Raw genomic sequence first — 18231 nt, forward strand, 5'->3', positions numbered from 1 at the left:
CGGCTACCCGCCGGCGCCCGCGTACGGCCACCAGCAGCAGCACCACGGCTACCACGGGCACTACCGGCAGAAGAAGCGCAAGGGCTTCCTCGACGAGATGTTCGGCTGAGCCGGACCGGCACAACCCCGCCCGGGCCGAACCGCGCGTCGGCCCGGGCGCTTCGTTCGCCGAGAACGGTTGGCGGGTGCCGCCGCCCGTGCGAGGCTGCACCGCATGACCCCGATCCGGGCAGAGCAGGCGCTGGCTCAGGCGTACGACGGCATCACCGCAACTGTCGGCGGCCTGGACGACGCCGCCCTGCAACGCGCCACCCGGTGTCGCGGGTGGCTCGTCGCGGACCTGCTCCTGCACGTCCTGGGTGACGCCCAGCGCGCCCTGGTGGCACTTGCCAGTCCCGTCGACGGCCCCGCCGACACCGATGACGTGAGCTACTGGCGCGGCTTTCCCGGCAACGGCGACGAGGACACCCGGCACGCCTGGTGGGTCCGCCGGTCAGCCGCCGCGTTCGACCGCCCGAGCGGGATCGTCCGGCTCTGGACGGAGACGGCCCCGGCGGCGGTACGCGCAGCCGCATCAGCCGACCCGGCCGGCCAGGTGACCACGCAGGGCCACGTGCTGCGCGTACCGGACCTTCTCGCCACCCTGACCACCGAAGCCGTGGTCCACCACCTGGACCTCACGCCGGAACTGCCCGACGCGCCCCCGCCCGGCCCACTGGCGGTACGCGTCGCGGTGGCCACCATGGACGGCCTGCTGAGCGACGACACCGTCCGCCCGGCCGCCTGGGACGACCACGAATTCCTGCTGAAGGCCACCGGGCGGATGCCACTCACCGACCGGGACCGGCTGGAACTGGGCGAGTCGGCGGGCTGGTTTCCCCTGCTGGGCTGACCCGCTGTCCAGGATTCCTCAGCCGATGGCCATGTCGACGAAGCGGGACAGGTGCAGTTGGGCCGCCACGGTCACCGTGTCGGTCGGGCCATTCCGATGCTTGGCAATTATGAAATCCGCCTCCCCCGCCCGCGGCGACTCCTTGTCGTAGTAGTCGTCGCGGTGCAGAAGGATAACAACGTCTGCATCTTGCTCAATTGAGCCAGATTCACGCAAATCGGACAGCTGAGGGCGCTTGTCGGTGCGCTGCTCGGGGCCACGGTTCAGCTGACTGACCGCGATGACCGGGCACTCGACCTCCTTGGCCAGCAGCTTGAGGCCACGGGACAGGTCCGCGACCTCCTGCTGCCGGCTCTCGGTGCGCTTGGGCGAGGTCATCAGCTGGAGGTAGTCGACGACGATCATCTTGAGGTCGTGCCGCTGCTTGAGCCGGCGGGCCTTGGCCCGGATCTCCATCAGGTTCATGCTCGGGGTGTCGTCGACGAACAGCGGCGCCTCGCTGATCTCGCCCATGCAGCGGGCCAGCTTGGTCCAGTCGTCGTCGGAGAGCTGCCCGCTGCGCAGCACGTGCAGCGGCACCCGCGCCTCGGCCGAGAGCAGTCGCATGACGATCTCGACCTTGCTCATTTCGAGCGAGAAGATGGCCGCCGCCTGGTTGGCCCGGATAGCCGCGTTTCGGGCAAAGTCCATGCTCGCCGTGCTGTTGTGAGTAGGGATCATCGCCCGGCTGGCCAGGTAGAGATGCTCGGGATTGTCCACCGTGACGCACCGGACCGGCACGCTCGGCACCGGGCGGACGTCGACGATGTACCGCGAGGTCGTCCGGACGTCGGAGGCGGTCCGGCGGCGTTCGGCGTGCGCATCCCGCTTGCGCTTGAGCCGGAAAATGACATCCGGCGTGGAGAAGTTCAACGTGTACGCGATCGACTCAGGGGTGCGACCGCGTACCGGCTCCGCGTTGACGGTGCAGCGGTAACCCAGGCTGACGATGAGCTCGCGTACGTCCTCCGCCAACCGCTTCGAGGTCGACGTGTACTGCAGGTTGCCCGTGGGGGCGACGGTGCCGTCGGTGTCCATCAGCCCAGCCAGCAGAGCCCGGCGTTGAGCCTCCGAGGCGCGCAGGTAGACGCCCGGAATGTGCTTGTCCCCCGCCACCCCGACCTGACGCAGCAGCCCGAGCAGGGAACCGTTCTGGTGGTGGCAGGCGGAACACTTCCTCGTTTCCGGATTTTCGCGCAACGCGCGGATGGATACGCCGCAGTCCACGCAGACGCCGTTCCCTCCGGCGACGGGCGTGGGCGGCAACAGGATGGTGTAGACCATCGGTCCGCTCGGCCGAACGACGAAGCCGTCCACCTCGACCTGCGTGACCATCTCCGGGTCAGCGGTGGTGAAGCGACTTGCACCGGAGTGACCGTCACCGAGCCACACCCCCAGCGTGTAGGGCGGGACCAGCAGGTCCCGATCCGGAAGCCGCAAGGGGGCGGTGTTGCGTACGGCGTGGTTGAGCCGCCGCTCGGCGGTGTCCGTACGCAGCGTGGCCGCGATCTCCGCGGTGGTGACGACACCGTCGTGGTCGACCCGGCTGTTGGCGTTGACCTCCCGCTCGGTTCTTTCGAGAAGCGCGGTCAGCAATGGACCGGCGGGATACCCGGGCGCGGTCCAGTTTCGCGTCCTGCCGTTGCGGACAGTGGGACGGCTGATCCGGCCGATCGACCCGACCTCACGGGCAACGGTGTGCAGGACGTACCGGAACTCCGGCCCGACCTGCTCGATCGTGTCAAAGAGCGTGATCGGCTGGTTCCGTTCGGCACCGAGCCTCTTCTGTGCCGCACGAACGTTGGCCAGCGACGACTCGGACCAGTGACGCCTTTGCCGCGCCGGCTCCTGCCGTCGACTTGCCCGGCTGGTCGTCTTCCACAGGTGCTCCGCGTCCGCCACGATGACGGTGCCGTCGGAGAACTCCACCTCGTAACAGGGACGGTCCTGCATCACGTCGAAGGCGTGCGTGACCGTGGTGGGCGTGCCGTCCGCGGCCAACAGCTGATCGCCCACTCGGATCTCACCCATGGTGGTCCAGCCATCCGGCGTCGGCAGTGGGGTGTCGAGCGACAGCGCCTTGCCCAGACCGGGCCTGCCAGCCACGATGATCAACTGCCCGGCGTGCAGGCCGTTGAGCAGCCGGTCCAGGTCACTGAAGCCGGTGGGCACGCCGGTCATGACACCGCCCTGCGCGCCCACCGCCTCGATCTCGTCGAGCGTCGGCTGCAACATGTCGGCCAGGACCGCGAAGTCCTCGCTGACCCGCCGTTCGGTGACGTCGTAGACGGCCTGCTGGGCCAGGTCGACGATGTCGTCGACGTCGCGGCTGCCGCCGTTGGCGGTGCCGTAGCCCAGCTGCACGATCTTGGTGCCGGCCTCGACGAGGCGACGCAGCACGGCGCGCTCGCTGACGATCCGCGCGTAGTAGGCGGCGTTCGCCGCCGTGGGCACGCTGGCGATGAGAGTGTGCAGGTAGGGCGCGCCGCCGATGCGGGCCAGGTCGCCCGAGTCGGTCAGTGCGGCGGCCACGGTGATGGGGTCCGCCGGCTCGCCCCGGCCGTAGATGTCCAGGATGGTGTCGAAGATGGTGGCGTGCACCGGCCGGTAGAAGTCGTTGGTCTTGAGGATCTCGACGACGTCGGCGATGGCGTCCTTGGAGAGCAGCATGCCGCCGAGGACGCACTGCTCGGCAGCGACGTCCTGGGGTGGGGTCTTGTCGAACTGGCCGTCCCGCTGCGCGGGTGGTTGACCTCCGCCGGCTCGTGACTCCGCCCGCATGTCGTCGGTGACCGACACGGGTCCCCCCTCCACTGCGCCGGATCAGTCCCAGCTTCACGCCGGGGTACGACACTTCCGTCCGACCGGGCCGGTCGATCGGGGGCCATCGCGCCGGCGGTCGAGGGCCAACCATACGGACCCCGAGGTCAGCGACTCAACAAGGCCGGTGGACGAGCCTCGGGACAACCTGTGGACGCCGGTGGACGAGCATGTGCGCAGCGTGTGCACAGGGTGTGGATAACCGTTGGGGAATTCTCGGCCGCAAGCGCCTGACCTGCGGTTTCATGGTCCCCAGCCTGTGGAGGGGAATATTTCGGTCGGGACTGGGACACGATCGTCCCGTACTATCTCCAGCGAACGGCTACACCTGGACAGCGGATCACGCTTTCGGTTCAGAAGGGTCACAATCCGGCCGTGAGTTACCGGGACTGGGGACGCGGGGAGGGCAGCCCGCGCGAGGGCCAGCCGACAGCCTCGTGGGGTGAGCGCACGCCGACCCCTCCGGTCGACCCGTACGACGAGGACGGGCGCTACCGCACCTCCAGCAGGCGGCGCGCGTTGAATCGCGGGCAGGACGAGCCGGTCGACGCGTACCTGCCCCGGTGGGCGCTCGAGTCGGGGGTCCGGCACGCCGACGGCGGTGGCCGGCACGCCGCGCCCGATGACGACGACGAGGACGATCCGCAGTTCGAGCGCCCGAGTTCCGGTGCCGGGTGGCGGCCTACCGAGTCGACGAGCACCGGGCGGCAGGTAAGCGGGACGAGTTGGCGGGAGCGACCGGCGATCGGTGCCGCATCCGAGTCGGACCACACCCGTGAGTGGACGCTCGACCGTCCGCAGGAGCAGGGGTACGCCGGCCGTCGGCGCGCCAACGCGGCGGAGGAGGAGCCGGTGTCGGGCGCGGTCGCGGATCGTCGTCCCCGTCGTGCGCCCGCCGGTCGCCCTCAGGTGATCTGGTCCGGTGGTGATCTGGAGGCCGCGCCGGCCGAACCGACACCCCGTCGGGATGCGGGCCGGCCCACTCGGCGCAGCCGTGGCGCGGCGGAGGAGTCGTGGACGCGTCCGGCGGTCGATCCCTGGGAGCGCGGGTCGGAGCGGGCGGCCGAGCCCGAGCCGTCGTACGCGCCGGCTGTGGACCCGTGGGACGCCTCGGGCGTGCACGCGTGGCCGCCGATCGGGGACGCGGACAGCACGGACCTGAGCGGGCAGTGGGCGCAGGCGGAGGGTGTCGGGGGTTGGGAGCGGTCCGACCGTACCGGCCAGTGGGAGCGGTCGGCGGTCGAGGACGACCAGTGGGACCGGACGCTGCCGCCCCGCTCGGACCGGCCGGCGGCGGAGGGTTGGCCGAGTCGCGACGACGGGTTCTGGTCCGGTACGCGGCTTGCCGGGGATGACCCGCGTTGGATGGATCCGTCGACGTCGGCGCCGAGGTCGCCGGTGGTGGGCTACACCGCGCCGCGTCCGCGTAGCGCGCCGGTGCAGCGGGAGGGGGGCGCCCGGCGTCGGGCGGTCCAGCCTCCGGTGGGTACGGCGTCGGTCCGGCGGCGGGTGGAGTCGGTGGCGGCGGGCGGTTGGGCTCGGCGCCTGGAGGACGACCTGCTCGATCCGGATCCGGGTGGGTCCTTCCGGCCGATGCTGTACACCGCTGCCTGTTACCTGGTGCCGGCGGTGCTCATCTTCGTCTGGCTGTTGACTCTGGACGGTCTGCCGCCCGCCGGGTGTGTCACCGACATCAGCGGGGGCGGGTGTGATTCGCCCCGGTCGCGGGCGTTGGAGTCGATGCTGGCCGGCTCGCCGCGATTCGGGCTGGCGTTGGTGAGCAGTCTGGTGGTGGCGGCGTTGCTGCGCCGGGTCGGTACGACGTGGCGTGCGGCGACCATCGCTCTTGCCGCCGCGGTGGTGGGCGGTGGCCTCTCCACGGTGCTGATCAGCGCGGTGACGGGCCAGCCGATCGGTTGACCGGGCGGGGCCGGCCCACGGACATACGCGAGGGCCCGTACCGAGCGATCGGTACGGGCCCTCGTGCTGCTGTTACCGGCGTCAGCCCTGAACGACGTTCAGGTTGAACGACGCGGTCACCTCGGGGTGCAGCTTGATCTTCACCGGGTAGCTGCCGGTCGACTTGATGTGACCGGGCACCTCCAGCCGGCGGCGGTCCAGGACCGGGCCGCCGGCGCCCTTGACGGCGTCGACGATCTCGGCCGGGGTGACCGAGCCGAAGAGCCGACCGCCGTCGCCGGCGCGGGCCTTCAGGTTGACCTTGAGCCCTTCGAGCTGACCCTTGACCTCGTTCGCGTGGTCGAGGTCGCGGATCTCACGGGCCGAACGGGCCCGCTTGATGACCGTGACCTGCTTTTCCGCGCCCTTGGTCCAGGCGATCGCGAAGCCCTGCGGCAGCAGGTAGTTACGGCCGTAGCCGTCCTTGACCTCGACGATGTCGCCCGGGGCACCGAGGCCGGACACTTCCTGAGTCAGGATGATCTTCATATCGGTGCCTCCTCTCAGCGGGTGGTGGCCGTGTACGGCAGGAGCGCCATCTCGCGGGCGTTCTTGACCGCACGGGCGATCTGCCGCTGCTGCTGCGAGGTCACGCCGGTCACCCGTCGAGCGCGGATCTTGCCGCGGTCGGAGATGAACTTGCGCAGCAGCGCGGTGTCCTTGTAATCGATATAGGTGATCCCGTCCTTGTCGAGCGGGTTCACCTTCTTCTTCGGCTTGCGAAGTGCCGCAGCCTTGGCCATTGCACGTGCTCCTGGTTTGCGATCGCGGGCGCTCGGCGCCATTAGAACGGAGGCTCCTCGTCGAAATTGGCGCCCGAACCGGCACGCGCGGGAGAGGGTGCGGCCGAAGCCCAGGGGTCGTCGAAGTTGCCTCCGCCGCCGCCCTGGTTGCCACCGCCACCGCCACCGAAGCCGCCGCCACCGGAGCGGGACATCTTCTGCACCTTCGCCGTGGCGTAGCGCAGCGACGGGCCGATCTCGTCGACCTCAAGCTCGATGACGGTGCGCTTCTCACCCTCGCGGGTCTCGTAGGACCGCTGACGCAGCCGGCCCGACACGATCACCCGAGCGCCACGCTGCAGCGACTCGGCGACGTGCTCGGCGGCCTGCCGCCAGACGGTGCAAGCGAGGAACAGCGGCTCGCCGTCCTTCCACTCGCCCGACGCCTTGTCCATGAATCGGGGCGTCGAGGCGACTCGGAACTTGGCGACCGCCGCCCCGGAGGGGGTGAACCGCAACTCGGGGTCATCGGTCAGATTGCCGATGACCGTGATGGTGGTGTCTCCTGCCATGACCATCTCCTCGCGCACTCAGCGTCTCGTCGTACAGGCTCGCAGAGCCGTATGACAGAGCCGCGGAGGCTGATCCGGGCGAACCGGGTTGAATGCTTAGCGCATCTCCGGCCGGATGACCTTGGTGCGCAGCACGGACTCGTTGAGCCGGAGCTGACGGTCCAGCTCGGCCACGGCAGCAGGCGTGGCCTGCAGGTCGACGACGGCGTAGATGCCCTCGGCCTTTTTGTTGATCTCGTACGCGAGGCGCCGGCGGCCCCACACGTCCGTCTTCTCAACCGAGCCACCCGCGGTCCGAATCACGTTCAGGTACGTGTCGAGCGACGGGGCGACGGTGCGCTCCTCGAGGCTGGGGTCGAGGATCACCATGACTTCGTAGTGACGCAAGACGTGCTCACCTCCTGTGGGCTAAGCGGCCACGGTCCTTCCGTGGCAGGAGGTCGTGCGTCGCTGCCCGCACGTGCCGGGGGAACCCGACCGGACGCGGACAACCTGACCAGGATACCCGGTCCGGACGATCATGCCCGGGGTGGTCGGGTCGGGCCCTGGGGCGTGCCGACGGGGGTCCACCGCCTGACCGCCATTGGCCAGTGGTGGACCCCCGTCGACGAGGCCGCGGGGCGTCCCGTCCGCATTCCTTGGGTGGGACCTGGGGAGGAACGACCACACCGATGAGGTTGGACCGGAGACGCCCCGCGGAGCTTTATCGTGTTGTTACCTGACGATACAACGGCTCTTGTGCCTTCTTGGGGTAAAAAGCACAAATTTCCGAGATTGCTCATCGGTGAAGAGCGGGTCTGCCAGGTCGGTCGCCCCCGCCTCGCCGGGCCGCGCGGCGGGGGTGACCTCGTTGTCGGTCCGTCGGCCACCGGCTGCCGTGCCGGCGCTCGCGCCGTCCGGCGGTACCGGGCGTTGGCCGCCGGCTCCAAATCCATCAACGATCGTCGGTCCGTCCGGTGACGCGGCCCCCTGCCGACACCACGGCCGGCCGTCACCCCACCTGTCTGGCTCGCGACGTAGGCTCGCTCGCATGCGTATCGGAGCTCACGTCGATTCGACCGACCCGCTGGCGGAGGCGGCCGCCCGGTCCGCCGACACCGTGCAGTTCTTCCTCTCTGACCCGCAGGGGTGGAAGGCACCCAAACCTCGGGAGGACGCCGAGCGGCTGCGCGCGGCCGAGGTGGATCTGTACGTGCACGCGCCCTACGTGATCAACGTGGCGACACTCAACAACCGGATCCGGATCCCCAGCCGCAAACTGCTGCTCGGGCACGCCACCGCCGCCGCCGCGATCGGCGCCAAGGGCCTGATCGTCCACGGTGGGCACGTCAACGCCGGGGACGACCTGGCCGTCGGCTTCGACAACTGGCGCAAGACCTTCGCGTACGCCGCGGACTCCGGCGGCTTCGGCGTCCCCGTGCTCATCGAGAACACGGCCGGCGGCGACAACGCGTGCGCCCGCCGCCTGGACGCGCTCGCCCGACTGTGGGACGCCGTCGGCGACCACGAGGTGGGCTTCTGCCTGGACACCTGCCACGCGTACGCGGGCGGTGAGGAGCTGCTCGGCCTGGTCGACCGGGTCAAGGCGATCACCGGACGGATCGACCTGGTGCACGCCAACAACTCCAAGGGCGCGTTCAACTCGGGCCAGGACCGGCACGACAACCTGGGCGGCGGGACGATCGACCCGGAGCTGGTGGTCGCGGTGATCCGGGCGGCCGGAGCACCTGTGGTCGTCGAGACCCCCGGCGGCGTCACCGGCCAGGCCGCCGACATCGACTTCCTGCGCCAGCAGCTCGGCACCGGGAGCCCAACGGCATGACGACCGGCCAGCCCGGGACCGGGAACGCTCGACCCACCCCCGACGACCCGGGGGCGCGATCGGCCGGCACCACGGGTACGACGACCGACCCCGCGACGGAGGCCACCTCGGTCGACGGCCCCGAGCCGACCTCCACGACGACGCCCGCCCCGAAGGACGATCCGACCGAGGGCGGCGACACCACGGACGCCACGGCCACGGACGAAGCGGCCACGGACGCCTCTCCCACGGACGCCGCTCCCAGGAACGCCACCACCAAGGGCACCCCGGCGCAGGGTGACACCGCCACCGACGCCGACGCCAAGGACAGCGCCGCCACCACCAAGGACGCCGCCACCAAGGACGCCGCCACCAAGGGTGAAGCGGCCAAGGACGGCGACCCGGCCGACGGGAAGTCCGACGACCAGGCGAAGACGGCGGGGGGAGCCGACCGCTGGGAGGAGTGGGCGTCCGCACCCGAGCCGGTGCCGTCCCGTCTCACCCGGGCGGCACGGGCCGTCGGCCGGTTCCTGATCCACGAGTGGACGCTGGCGACCCTCGGCGCGCTGGCACTGGCCGTGCTGATGACCTGGCCGACGCTGCGCTACCCGCGCTACACGCTCCCACAGGACTACTGGGACCCGAGCCTGCAGAGCTGGCAGATGGCCTGGTCCGGGCACATCCTGCTGGCCGACCCCGCCCGCCTGTGGCAGTCCAACACGTTCTTCCCCGAGCTGTGGAGCTTCGCGTTCTCCGACACGCTGCTCGGCTACGCCCCGGCTGGGATGCTCGGCAGCGGTCCCGAGGACGCGGTGCTGCGCTACAACATCATGTTCGTGCTGGCGCACGCGCTCGCGACGCTCGGAGCGTACGCGCTGGCGCGGCAGCTCGGCTCCGGCCGGATCGGCGCCGCGGTGGCCGGGGTCGCGTACGCGTACGCGCCGTGGCTGCTGGCGCAGGCCGGTCACCTGCACGTGCTCTCGAACGGCGGGATCCCGTTGGCGCTGGCCATGCTGGCGCGCGGGCACGGCTGGTCGCTGCGGCACGGCTACCGGCCCGAACGCCGGCACGACGGCTGGGTGTACGCCGGTTGGCTGGTCGCCGCCTGGCAGCTCAGCCTCGGCTTCGGCATCGGCCTGCCGTTCGCGTACTTCCTCGCCGGTGCGGTGCTCGTGGCCGCGGTCCTGTTCCTCGTCCGCCGGCTCCGGACCGGCCAGGCGCTGCCGTTCGGTCGCCGGCTACTCGTCGCCGACGTGCTCGGTGGGGTGTTCTTCGCCGGGGTGGGCCTGCTCCTGGCGTACCCCTATTTCAAGGTGACCGAGCTGCACCCGTACGCCGAGCGGACGATCGGCGACATCAGCATCTTCTCGCCGCCGGCCTCCGGTTTCGTGACCGCGCCCGCCGAGTCACGGATCTGGGGTGGGCTGCACGAGGGTGCCCGCGCGGCGCTGCCGTGGCACCCGGAGATGACGCTGCTGCCGGGCTTCGTGCTCTACGCGTTGGCCGCCGGCGGGCTGTTCTTCTCGGTGTGGCGGCTGCGGCACCGGCTGCTGCTGCTGGCCGGGGTGCTGGTCACCATGGTCCTCGCGATGGGCACCCGCTTCTTCGACGGCACCTTCACCTACCTGCCGCTGTTCGAGCACGCGCCAGGTTGGAACGCGCTGCGTACCCCGGGTCGGTTGATGTTGTGGGCCACCCTGTTGCTGGCCCTGCTCGCGGCCGGCGCGGTCACCGCGCTCACCGACCGGGTCCGTGACCTGGTCGCGCAGCGGATTCCCTCCTGGCCGGGCCCGTGGCTGCGGCTGGCCACCCTGCTTCCGCTGCTGCTGGTGACCGTCGAGGGCCTGAACACCACCCCGCACCCGGTGGTGCCGACCCAACCGGCGGCGCTGCGCTCGGCGCAGGGGCCGCTGCTGGTGCTGCCCAGCAACCAGAGCCTCGACCAGCACGTGATGCTCTGGTCGACAAGCGGCTTCCCGGACGTGGTGAACGGCGGCAGCGGTTTCACGCCGCGTCAGCTCGACGACGTCCGCCGGGTGAGCCAGTCGTTCCCCGACCAGACCAGCGTGGACTACCTGCGGACGCTCGGTGTCCGCACGGTGGTGCTGCTGCGCGGTCAGGTGCCCGGCACGCCCTGGGAGATCACCATCGACGCGCCGGTCGAGTCGCTCGGCATCACGCGCCAGGATGTCGGCGACGCCGTGGTGTACCGGCTCTGAAGCATTGGGGCGGGTTTTCGGGGGAGTTCACCCTGCTCCGGGCGGTCAGGCTTGATCCCTGCGCCGGGTGGGCCCCCCGAAACCTGACGTGGTCCGGTCGCGTTCGTGTGTGGGGGATCAGGTGGTGGCGGGCTGGGGCTGGGGTTCGCTGGTTGTCGCCGGGCGGCGCCAGCGGTCCAGCCAGGGGGCGTCGGGGGCGCCGTCGAGGACGCCGCCGTCCGGGTCGTCCGGGTAGTTGGCCCGCACCGCGTCCTGCTCCGGGTGCAGGATCTCCCGGATGACCAGCACGCAGAGCACCACAACGGTGGTCAGCCGTAACGTCGAGGCCAGCACGAACACACCCTCCGGGAAGACCGGACGGCTGGTGGCCGCGCCGAGTAACTCGCCGTAGAAGGCGACGAAGTAGCAGACCTCGGCGATCTGCCAGGCCAGGAAGGCACCCCACTTCGGCCGGGCCAGCACCACCAGCGGCAGCAGCCACAGCACGAACTGCTGGGACCAGACCTTGCTGAAGATGAGGAACGCGGCGACCACCAGGAACGCGAGCTGCGCCAGCCGCGGCCGGCGCGGCGCCCGCAGCGCCAGCGCTGCCACGCCGAGGCAGGCCAGCCCGAACAGGGCGTACGAGATGGTGTTGAGGGTGCCGATGTTGACGTTCAGCCACTCGAACGGACCGAGCCGGGCGGGGTCACCGACCTTGCCGTCCAGGTAGCGCCCGATGTACCAGAGCGTTCCCCAGTCGATCGGCCGCGTGGTGTTCAGCTCGAAGAAGCGGTCCCAGTTCTCCGGGTACGCCCGTGCCGCCGGCAGGTTGACAAGCACCACCGCCGCGATGGCCGTGCCGATGGCGATGAGCGCGGCCCGGATCCGCTCGGCGCGCAGCGCCAGGACGAGGATCGGGCCGAGCAGGAACAGCGGCCAGAGCTTCGCCGCGCCCGCGAGGCCGAGCAGGACACCGGCCACCGCCGGTTGTCGACGCGCCCAGGCCAGCAGGCCGAACGCGGCCAACCCGATGGCGAGCAGGTCCCAGTTGACGGTGGCGGTGAGCAGCAGCGCAGGGGCGAGCGCGAACAGCGCCGCGTCCCAGGGTCGTCGGCGGCGCAGAGCGAGGATCACCGCCACCGTGGCCACCGCGAGCGCGCCCAGCACCAGTGCGTTGAGGTTGTAGAACCACTGTCCCTGGTTGATGCTCGGGTCGCCGTCGCCCAGGGCGTGCACAGGCAGACCGAGCGCCCCCATGAAGTAGCCGGTGAGCACCGGGTACTCCACCGGGTGGTCGCGGTAGGGCACCTTGCCCTCGTTGAGCCCTTCGGCGTAGTACAGGGCGAGCACGTCGGTGTAGCAGAGCCGGGTGTACTGGACGTTGTTCTGCCAGGCGCCGTCCTGGCAGGGGGACTTCTGCACCCAGTGCAGGGCGAGCGTGAGGCAGGCCAGCGCCAGCACGATCCGTACGGCCGTCCAGAAGCGGCGTTCCCCGCCGGCCGGCCGGTCCAGGGCTGTCGCGTGGTCGCCCAGCGGCCCGCCGATCACACCGGAGATGCCGCGGACGAACCCGTCGGAGCGGGACGGGTGGTCGGTGGTTCCGGCGTCGTCGATGCCGGGCGTCGACTGGGTGCTCATGAAAAGGCATCCTGCCGTACGGCGGGGGTGTGCGTCCCGTCCCGCCGCGCAGATCCGGGGTACGGAAACGCCGCAGCCGGTCGGACCTGTCGTCCAGCCGGCTGCGGCGTCGGTGCTGAGGTTCGGGTGGTCAGTCCCGGGTGTTCGGTGTCAGGCCGGGTAGCAGTCCGCCGCCGGCCCCACCGTTCCCGCCGTTTCCGGGCCCGCCGGGACCGTTGCCGCCGTTGTTGCCGTCGGTACGCGGGCAGAACGGGTTGGTCAGCGGGTCACAGGGCTGGCCACCGCCCGGCCCACCCGGCCCGCCGGGCAGACCCGGGATGGTCGGCGGCGCCGCCGGCGGCTCCTTGCCGTTGCCCTTCGTGGTGTCGCCCTCGCCTGTGACGCTGGGCAGCGAGACCTCCTCCTGGCCCTTGAGGGCGATGTTCATGTACTTCTCCCAGATCGGGCCGGGCAGCGTCGAGCCACCGATGGCCTTACCGCTGGCGAGGCGGATCTGGGGCTTCTTCGGATCCCGGCTGCCCACCCAGACGGCTGTGGCGTTCTGCGGGGTGTAGCCGACCGTCCACGCGTGGGCGTTGTCCTTGTTGTCGTACTCCCAGGTGCCGGTCTTGGCGGCGGCCTGGCGGCCGCCCTCGAGCGTCAGGTTGTTGGGCTTGGGGATCTGCTTCAGGACACCGGTGACCTCATCGGTGATCTTCTTGTCGATCCGCTGCTCCGGCTTGATGCGCTCGCTGCCGACGACCTTCCACTTGCCGGTGTCCTTGTCCTGCTGCTCGACCTTGATGACGAAGTGGGCCTTGATGTACTTGCCGTCGTTGGCGAACGTGGCCATGGCGTTGGCGTGGTCGAACACCGTGAGCGGGTACTTACCGAAACCGGTGTAGTTGTCGAACGGGTTCGGACCCTTCTTCGACAGGTCGAAGGCCTGCGGCGGGTCGACGCCCCACATGGTGGTCACGCCGGCCTTGCGGGCCATGTCGACCACCTTCTCGGCGCCGATCTCCTTGGTGACCCAGTAGAAGGGCACGTTGTACGACTGGACCGTCGACTCTTCGAGGGTGCAGTACTTGCCACACTTGAGGTTGGTACGGCCGGCGTTACCGATCGCGACCTTGGAGCCCTCGGGCTTGTACGGCGTGGGATCCCAGTGCGACTTCACCGAGATGCCCGCCTCGATGGCGGCGGCCAGGGTGTAGACCTTCATCGACGAGCCCGGCTGGTGGCCGCCGGTGAGGTCGCCGTTCTTGTCGGTGTTCTTGCCCGCGTAGTCGAAGTCGGCGCCGCTGTCACCGCCGTAGTAGGCGAGCACGCGACCCTTCTTCGGGTCGATCGAGACCACGGCCGCCATCAGGTTCTTCGGCTGGTCGTTGAGCTCGGAGCCCTTCTTCGACTGCATCGCGGTGTTCTCGGCAGCCGCCTGGAGCTTCGGGTCGATGGTGGTGGTGATCCGGTAGCCGCCGTCCCGCAGGGCGTCGACGCAACTGACCTTGCCATCCGCGCCGCTGTCGGAGCAGAGACCCATCTGGTCCATCTCCTGGCGGACGTAGTTGATGACGTTGCCTCGCGGGCTGTCGACACCGAAGCCGTTGCCGTCCTTCTTCGGCGGCAGGACCTTCGGGTACTCGGCGGGCGCGGGCGGCTGGTTGGGGGCGTCCAGCCAGCCCTCCTTCTTCATGCCGTCGATCACGTAGTCCCATCGGGTCTTCGCGTCCGTCGGGTTGACCGACGGGTCGTAGCCCCTGTGGGTGGCGGTCGCCTGCGGCTGCTTGATCAGCGCGGCCAGGACCGCGCCCTCGCCGGGGGTGAGCTTGATCGCGGGCTTGCCGAAGTAGGTCTGTGCCGCCGCCTCGATGCCGTACGCGCCGCGTCCGAAGTAGATCACGTTGAGGTAGTGCTGCATGATCGTCGGCTTGTCGTACTTGTCGTTCAGCTTGGAGGCGAGGATCGCCTCCTTGACCTTCCGGCCGTACGTGTCGTCCTTGAGGTTCTCGAACGCGTTGCGGGCGTACTGCTGGGTGATCGTCGAGGCGCCCTGCTTGTCACCGTTGGAGACGTTGTTCCACGCGGCGCGGACGATGCCCTTGTAGTCGACGCCCGAGTGCCGGTAGAAGTTCCGGTCCTCGGCGGCGGCCACCGCGTGCTGCACGTGCTCCGGGATCTGGTTGATGGTGACGAAGGTGCGGTTCTCGCTGCCGAGGCGCGCCAGCGGAGTCTTGCCGTCCTTGGCGTAGACGGTGGTGGACAGCGGCAGCGGCATCTCGTTGGGCATGACGACGTTCGTCGAGTAGTAGGTGAACCCGACCACGCCGATGCCGGCGAGCATGATGAAGACGGCGAATCCGGCGATCAGCAGGTTCATCCGCTTGCGCTTCTTGGCGCGGGCAGCCCCGGCCGGGTCACCGGCGCCGCGACCACCACGACCGCCGCGCCCCGGACCGTTCGGTCCGCCGGGGCCACCCGGGCCACCCGGGCCACCGGAGACCGGCGAGACGCTCGCCCTGGCGACCGCGGCACGACCACCGACCGACGCGGAGCCCACACTGGCCCGGCCGGCCGAGGCGGCGCCGACGGCGGCGGTGCCGACCGTGGCTCGACCCGCCGGCGCACCGGGCGCCGGGGACACCGGCACCGAGGCCCGGCCCGCTCCCGCACGACCGGCGGCCACACCCGGTGCCGGCGACACCGGCACCGAGGCTCGGCCGCTGCGGCCCGGCGTGGCCGACCCCACCGACGCCGACCCCACCGAGGCCGATCCGGCCGCACCGCCGCGCGGGGGCACCGAGGCGGAGCCACCGACCGACGCGCGGCCGCCAGCGGCCCGCGGTGTCACCGAGGCACGGCCCGGAGGCGCCGCGCCCTCCGAGGCCGACCAGCCGTTTCCGCCGGAGTCACCGCCCGGTCGGCGGTACGCGTCGTTCGCGCCCGGCCCGGGGTCACCGTCGGGGCCCGGGTACTGGGCCCGTCCGCGCGCAGAACTGGGATCGCCGTACGAGTTCATTCCTCACACCCTGCCGGTCGCGGTGGGACGCGACTGCGCCGCCACCGGGTTGCCGTGAGTTGCTTCACCCGGAACGCCGGCACGGGGGTGCCGGTCCACCAGGGTCATTGCTGTATCAATCGGGCTATTCAGACCAACGAGCGGTCGGCCGTCCCGGGTCATGTCTACGGCCCCGGGGCCGGTCGAACCAGCTGTGATCACCGTTGAGCCTCTCGCCTCCGCCGACCCGTGCCCTCGGCGCCCGCCACGTCCTGCTCGCCGGCACCCTCGCCGTCGACAGTGAGACCATCACGGCCGAGCAGGTACTGCTCGACGAGATGGTTCCAGTCACAGCCGAGGCACACCTCCACGACGAAGACCTGAAACTCACGCAGCGTCATCGCCAGCACGGGCAACTCGGCAAGTGTCCGGGCCTGGCCGGCGGACTGCTTGAGTTCGTCACCGTAAATGTAGTGGACGAGCGTCAGATTCTCGCTGCGACAGATGGGGCAGCGCCGGTCGGTCGGCTCACCGTGGAACCGAGCCGCGTTCTTCAGGTACGGGGACGCGTCGCACACGTCGTACGTGCCGACCCGGCCGGCCAGGAGCTCACGCAGCACCGCTCGCTTCTGAAGCGAGTAGTCGACGACCTGGCGCTGCGTACGCATGCGGAGAAGGGTACGCGGTCCGGCCCGAGCAGGCGACCACGGTCACGATCCGTGACGGGAACATCTCGGAACGGGGGTTTGCCCTGGCCCCCGCGACCCGCTAACGTGCGATGTATCGGTCCGATACATCGCGGCGGTTGACACTCCTGCCGGAGGGTACAGAGAGGGTGGCCAGTGCTCGAATTCGCCATCCTCGGCCTCCTTCAGGAGTCTCCGATGCACGGCTATGAGCTGCGCAAGGAGCTGACCGCCAAACTCGGCGCGATCCGGGCGGCGATCAGCTACGGCTCGCTCTACCCGACCCTGCGCAGGTTGCAGGCGGCGGGTTGGATCACCGAAGCCGCCGAGACGCCCGCCACCGCCGAGGAGGTTCCCGCGCTGACCAGCCGACGAGGTCGGGTGGTCTACAAAATCACCGCGGAGGGCAAGGAACGCTTCGCCCAGCTGATCGCACAGGCGGGGCCCGAGACGTACGACGACACGGGCTTCGGAGTGCACTTCGCGTTCTTCGCCCGGACCGACCAGGCGACCCGACTGCGCATCCTGGAGGGTCGCCGCCGCAAGATCGAGGAACGTCGCGAAGGGCTTCGCGACGTGCTGGGCCGGGCAGCCGAGCGCCTCGACGCTTACACCTTGGAACTGCAGCGCCACGGCCTTGACGCCTGTGAGCGTGAGGTCCGCTGGCTGGAGGAGCTCATCGCCAACGAGCGCTCCGGCCGAGCCCCGACGGTCCCCCAGGTGGGGACGGCCGGTGGCCGACGAGAAGACAACAGCCCGCCTCCGCCTGGAGAGACCAGGAAAGAGCGGCCGTGACAGAAAAGAAGGAGGCAGACGCTATGGGCTCCGTCCGCGTCGCCATCGTCGGTGTGGGTAACTGCGCCTCGTCCCTGGTTCAGGGCGTCGAGTACTACCGGAACGCCGACCCGAACGACCGCGTCCCGGGTCTCATGCACGTCGCCTTCGGCGACTACCACGTCAACGCCGTGGAGTTCGTCGCGGCATTCGACGTGGACGCCAAGAAGGTGGGCATGGACCTCGCGGAGGCGATCGTCGCCAGCGAGAACAACACCATCAAGCTCTGCGACGTGCCGCCGACCGGCGTGTCCGTACAGCGCGGTCCGACCTTCGACGGTCTGGGCCAGTACTACCGCGAGATCGTCGAGGAGTCCGACGCCACCCCCGTCGACGTGGCGCAGGCGCTGCGTGACGCGCAGGTCGACGTCGTCGTCTGCTACCTCCCGGTCGGCTCCGAGCAGGCCGCCAAGTTCTACGCCCAGGCCGCGATCGACGCCGGCTGCGCGTTCGTCAACGCCCTGCCGGTCTTCATCGCCTCCGACCCGGAGTGGGCCCAGAAGTTCACCGACGCTGGCCTGCCGATCGTCGGTGACGACATCAAGAGCCAGGTCGGCGCCACCATCGTGCACCGCGCCCTCGCGAAGCTCTTCGAGGACCGCGGCGTCGAGCTGCTGCGCACGTACCAGCTGAACTTCGGCGGCAACATGGACTTCATGAACATGCTGGAGCGCAAGCGGCTGGTCTCGAAGAAGATCTCGAAGACCCAGTCGGTCACCTCGCAGATCCCGCACGAGATGAGCAAGAGCGACGTGCACATCGGCCCGTCGGACCACGTGCCGTGGCTGGACGACCGCAAGTGGGCGTACATCCGCCTGGAGGGCCGCTCGTTCGGCGACACCCCGCTCAACGCCGAGCTCAAGCTCGAGGTGTGGGACTCGCCGAACTCGGCCGGCGTCATCATCGACGCGGTCCGGGCCGCGAAGATCGCGCTGGACCGGAAGATCGGCGGCCCGATCCTGTCGGCCTCGTCGTACTTCATGAAGTCCCCGCCGGTGCAGTACGCCGACCACGACGCCCACCAGGCCGTGGAGGAGTTCATCGCCGGTGAGGTCGAGCGCTGACCCGCTGAACACGCGAACACCGCCGA

14 protein-coding genes are annotated in these 18231 nt (G+C 70.1%); 6 read left to right on the plus strand and 8 right to left on the minus strand.

All coding sequences use genetic code 11. From position 1 onward, the window contains the following. Window positions 1-214: 214 nt before the first annotated feature. The gene (locus FHG89_RS31735; protein ID WP_139588070.1) at window positions 215-892 is read left to right on the plus strand and encodes a maleylpyruvate isomerase N-terminal domain-containing protein; all 678 of its coding nucleotides are present in this window, start codon (window positions 215-217) and stop codon (window positions 890-892) included. Between the two features lie 18 nt (window positions 893-910). Here the strand turns inward: FHG89_RS31735 and dnaB are convergent, their stop codons facing one another. After that, window positions 911-3730, minus strand: coding sequence for a replicative DNA helicase (gene dnaB / locus FHG89_RS31740; protein ID WP_139588071.1), 2820 nt, complete (start codon window positions 3728-3730; stop codon window positions 911-913). A gap of 396 nt (window positions 3731-4126) precedes the next feature. Here dnaB and FHG89_RS31745 point away from each other — a divergent pair, with 396 nt between their 5' ends. Further along, entirely contained in the window at window positions 4127-5671 is a 1545-nt protein-coding gene (locus FHG89_RS31745) for a chromosomal replication initiator protein DnaA (RefSeq protein WP_139588072.1), read from the plus strand. A gap of 81 nt (window positions 5672-5752) precedes the next feature. Here the strand turns inward: FHG89_RS31745 and rplI are convergent, their stop codons facing one another. From rplI to rpsF, 4 genes are all read right to left on the minus strand, one after another. Continuing rightward, window positions 5753-6199: a 50S ribosomal protein L9 gene (rplI, locus tag FHG89_RS31750; protein ID WP_139588073.1), complete on the minus strand. Its 447-nt coding sequence runs from the start codon at window positions 6197-6199 to the stop codon at window positions 5753-5755. A gap of 14 nt (window positions 6200-6213) precedes the next feature. Next, window positions 6214-6453, minus strand: a complete 240-nt coding sequence (gene rpsR / locus FHG89_RS31755) for a 30S ribosomal protein S18 (RefSeq protein WP_013289355.1) — start codon at window positions 6451-6453, stop codon at window positions 6214-6216. A 41-nt stretch (window positions 6454-6494) separates the two neighbouring features. After that, window positions 6495-7022: a single-stranded DNA-binding protein gene (locus tag FHG89_RS31760; RefSeq protein WP_208761179.1), complete on the minus strand. Its 528-nt coding sequence runs from the start codon at window positions 7020-7022 to the stop codon at window positions 6495-6497. Window positions 7023-7100: 78 nt separating this feature from the next. Next, a complete protein-coding gene (rpsF, locus tag FHG89_RS31765) occupies window positions 7101-7391 on the minus strand; it encodes a 30S ribosomal protein S6 (protein WP_074315517.1) in 291 nt (96 codons plus the stop codon). A 643-nt stretch (window positions 7392-8034) separates the two neighbouring features. Between rpsF and FHG89_RS31770 the strand changes: the two genes are divergently transcribed. Together FHG89_RS31770 and FHG89_RS31775 are read left to right on the plus strand one after the other, a co-directional pair. Further along, entirely contained in the window at window positions 8035-8826 is a 792-nt protein-coding gene (locus FHG89_RS31770; RefSeq protein ID WP_139588075.1) for a deoxyribonuclease IV, read from the plus strand. Then, window positions 8823-11024 carry a hypothetical protein gene (locus tag FHG89_RS31775; protein ID WP_139588076.1) on the plus strand — a complete coding sequence of 734 codons (2202 nt, stop codon included), beginning with the start codon at window positions 8823-8825 and terminating at the stop codon, window positions 11022-11024. Before FHG89_RS31770 ends, FHG89_RS31775 begins: the two co-directional genes overlap by 4 nt. Window positions 11025-11141: 117 nt before the next feature. Here FHG89_RS31775 and FHG89_RS31780 read toward each other — a convergent pair whose 3' ends face one another. The 3 genes from FHG89_RS31780 to FHG89_RS31790 form a co-directional block, all read right to left on the minus strand. Further along, window positions 11142-12644, minus strand: coding sequence for a glycosyltransferase family 87 protein (locus tag FHG89_RS31780; protein WP_139588077.1), 1503 nt, complete (start codon window positions 12642-12644; stop codon window positions 11142-11144). A gap of 130 nt (window positions 12645-12774) precedes the next feature. Beyond that, window positions 12775-15642: a transglycosylase domain-containing protein gene (locus FHG89_RS31785; protein ID WP_139588078.1), complete on the minus strand. Its 2868-nt coding sequence runs from the start codon at window positions 15640-15642 to the stop codon at window positions 12775-12777. A 197-nt stretch (window positions 15643-15839) separates the two neighbouring features. After that, window positions 15840-16289 carry a DUF5318 domain-containing protein gene (locus FHG89_RS31790; protein WP_139588079.1) on the minus strand — a complete coding sequence of 150 codons (450 nt, stop codon included), beginning with the start codon at window positions 16287-16289 and terminating at the stop codon, window positions 15840-15842. 174 nt (window positions 16290-16463) lie between these two features. On the opposite strand from FHG89_RS31790, the gene FHG89_RS31795 reads away from it, so the two are divergent. Beyond that, window positions 16464-17102 (plus strand): PadR family transcriptional regulator, encoded by a 639-nt coding sequence (locus tag FHG89_RS31795; protein WP_139588080.1) that lies wholly within the window; start codon window positions 16464-16466, stop codon window positions 17100-17102. A 23-nt stretch (window positions 17103-17125) separates the two neighbouring features. Next, window positions 17126-18205 (plus strand): inositol-3-phosphate synthase, encoded by a 1080-nt coding sequence (locus FHG89_RS31800; protein ID WP_139588081.1) that lies wholly within the window; start codon window positions 17126-17128, stop codon window positions 18203-18205. The last annotated feature ends 26 nt before the right edge of the window (window positions 18206-18231 follow it).

This window comes from Micromonospora orduensis, assembly GCF_006228125.1.
Taxonomy (GTDB): domain Bacteria; phylum Actinomycetota; class Actinomycetes; order Mycobacteriales; family Micromonosporaceae; genus Micromonospora; species Micromonospora orduensis.

Coding starts and splice junctions, on each gene's coding strand:
- rplI (WP_139588073.1), bottom strand. CDS start 6,199: ATGAAGATCATCCTGACTCAGGAAGTGTCCGGCCTCGGTGCCCCGGGC.
- rpsR (WP_013289355.1), bottom strand. CDS start 6,453: ATGGCCAAGGCTGCGGCACTTCGCAAGCCGAAGAAGAAGGTGAACCCG.
- FHG89_RS31800 (WP_139588081.1), top strand. CDS start 17,126: ATGGGCTCCGTCCGCGTCGCCATCGTCGGTGTGGGTAACTGCGCCTCG.
- FHG89_RS31785 (WP_139588078.1), bottom strand. CDS start 15,642: ATGAACTCGTACGGCGATCCCAGTTCTGCGCGCGGACGGGCCCAGTAC.
- FHG89_RS31770 (WP_139588075.1), top strand. CDS start 8,035: ATGCGTATCGGAGCTCACGTCGATTCGACCGACCCGCTGGCGGAGGCG.
- FHG89_RS31735 (WP_139588070.1), top strand. CDS start 215: ATGACCCCGATCCGGGCAGAGCAGGCGCTGGCTCAGGCGTACGACGGC.
- FHG89_RS31790 (WP_139588079.1), bottom strand. CDS start 16,289: ATGCGTACGCAGCGCCAGGTCGTCGACTACTCGCTTCAGAAGCGAGCG.
- FHG89_RS31775 (WP_139588076.1), top strand. CDS start 8,823: ATGACGACCGGCCAGCCCGGGACCGGGAACGCTCGACCCACCCCCGAC.
- FHG89_RS31780 (WP_139588077.1), bottom strand. CDS start 12,644: ATGAGCACCCAGTCGACGCCCGGCATCGACGACGCCGGAACCACCGAC.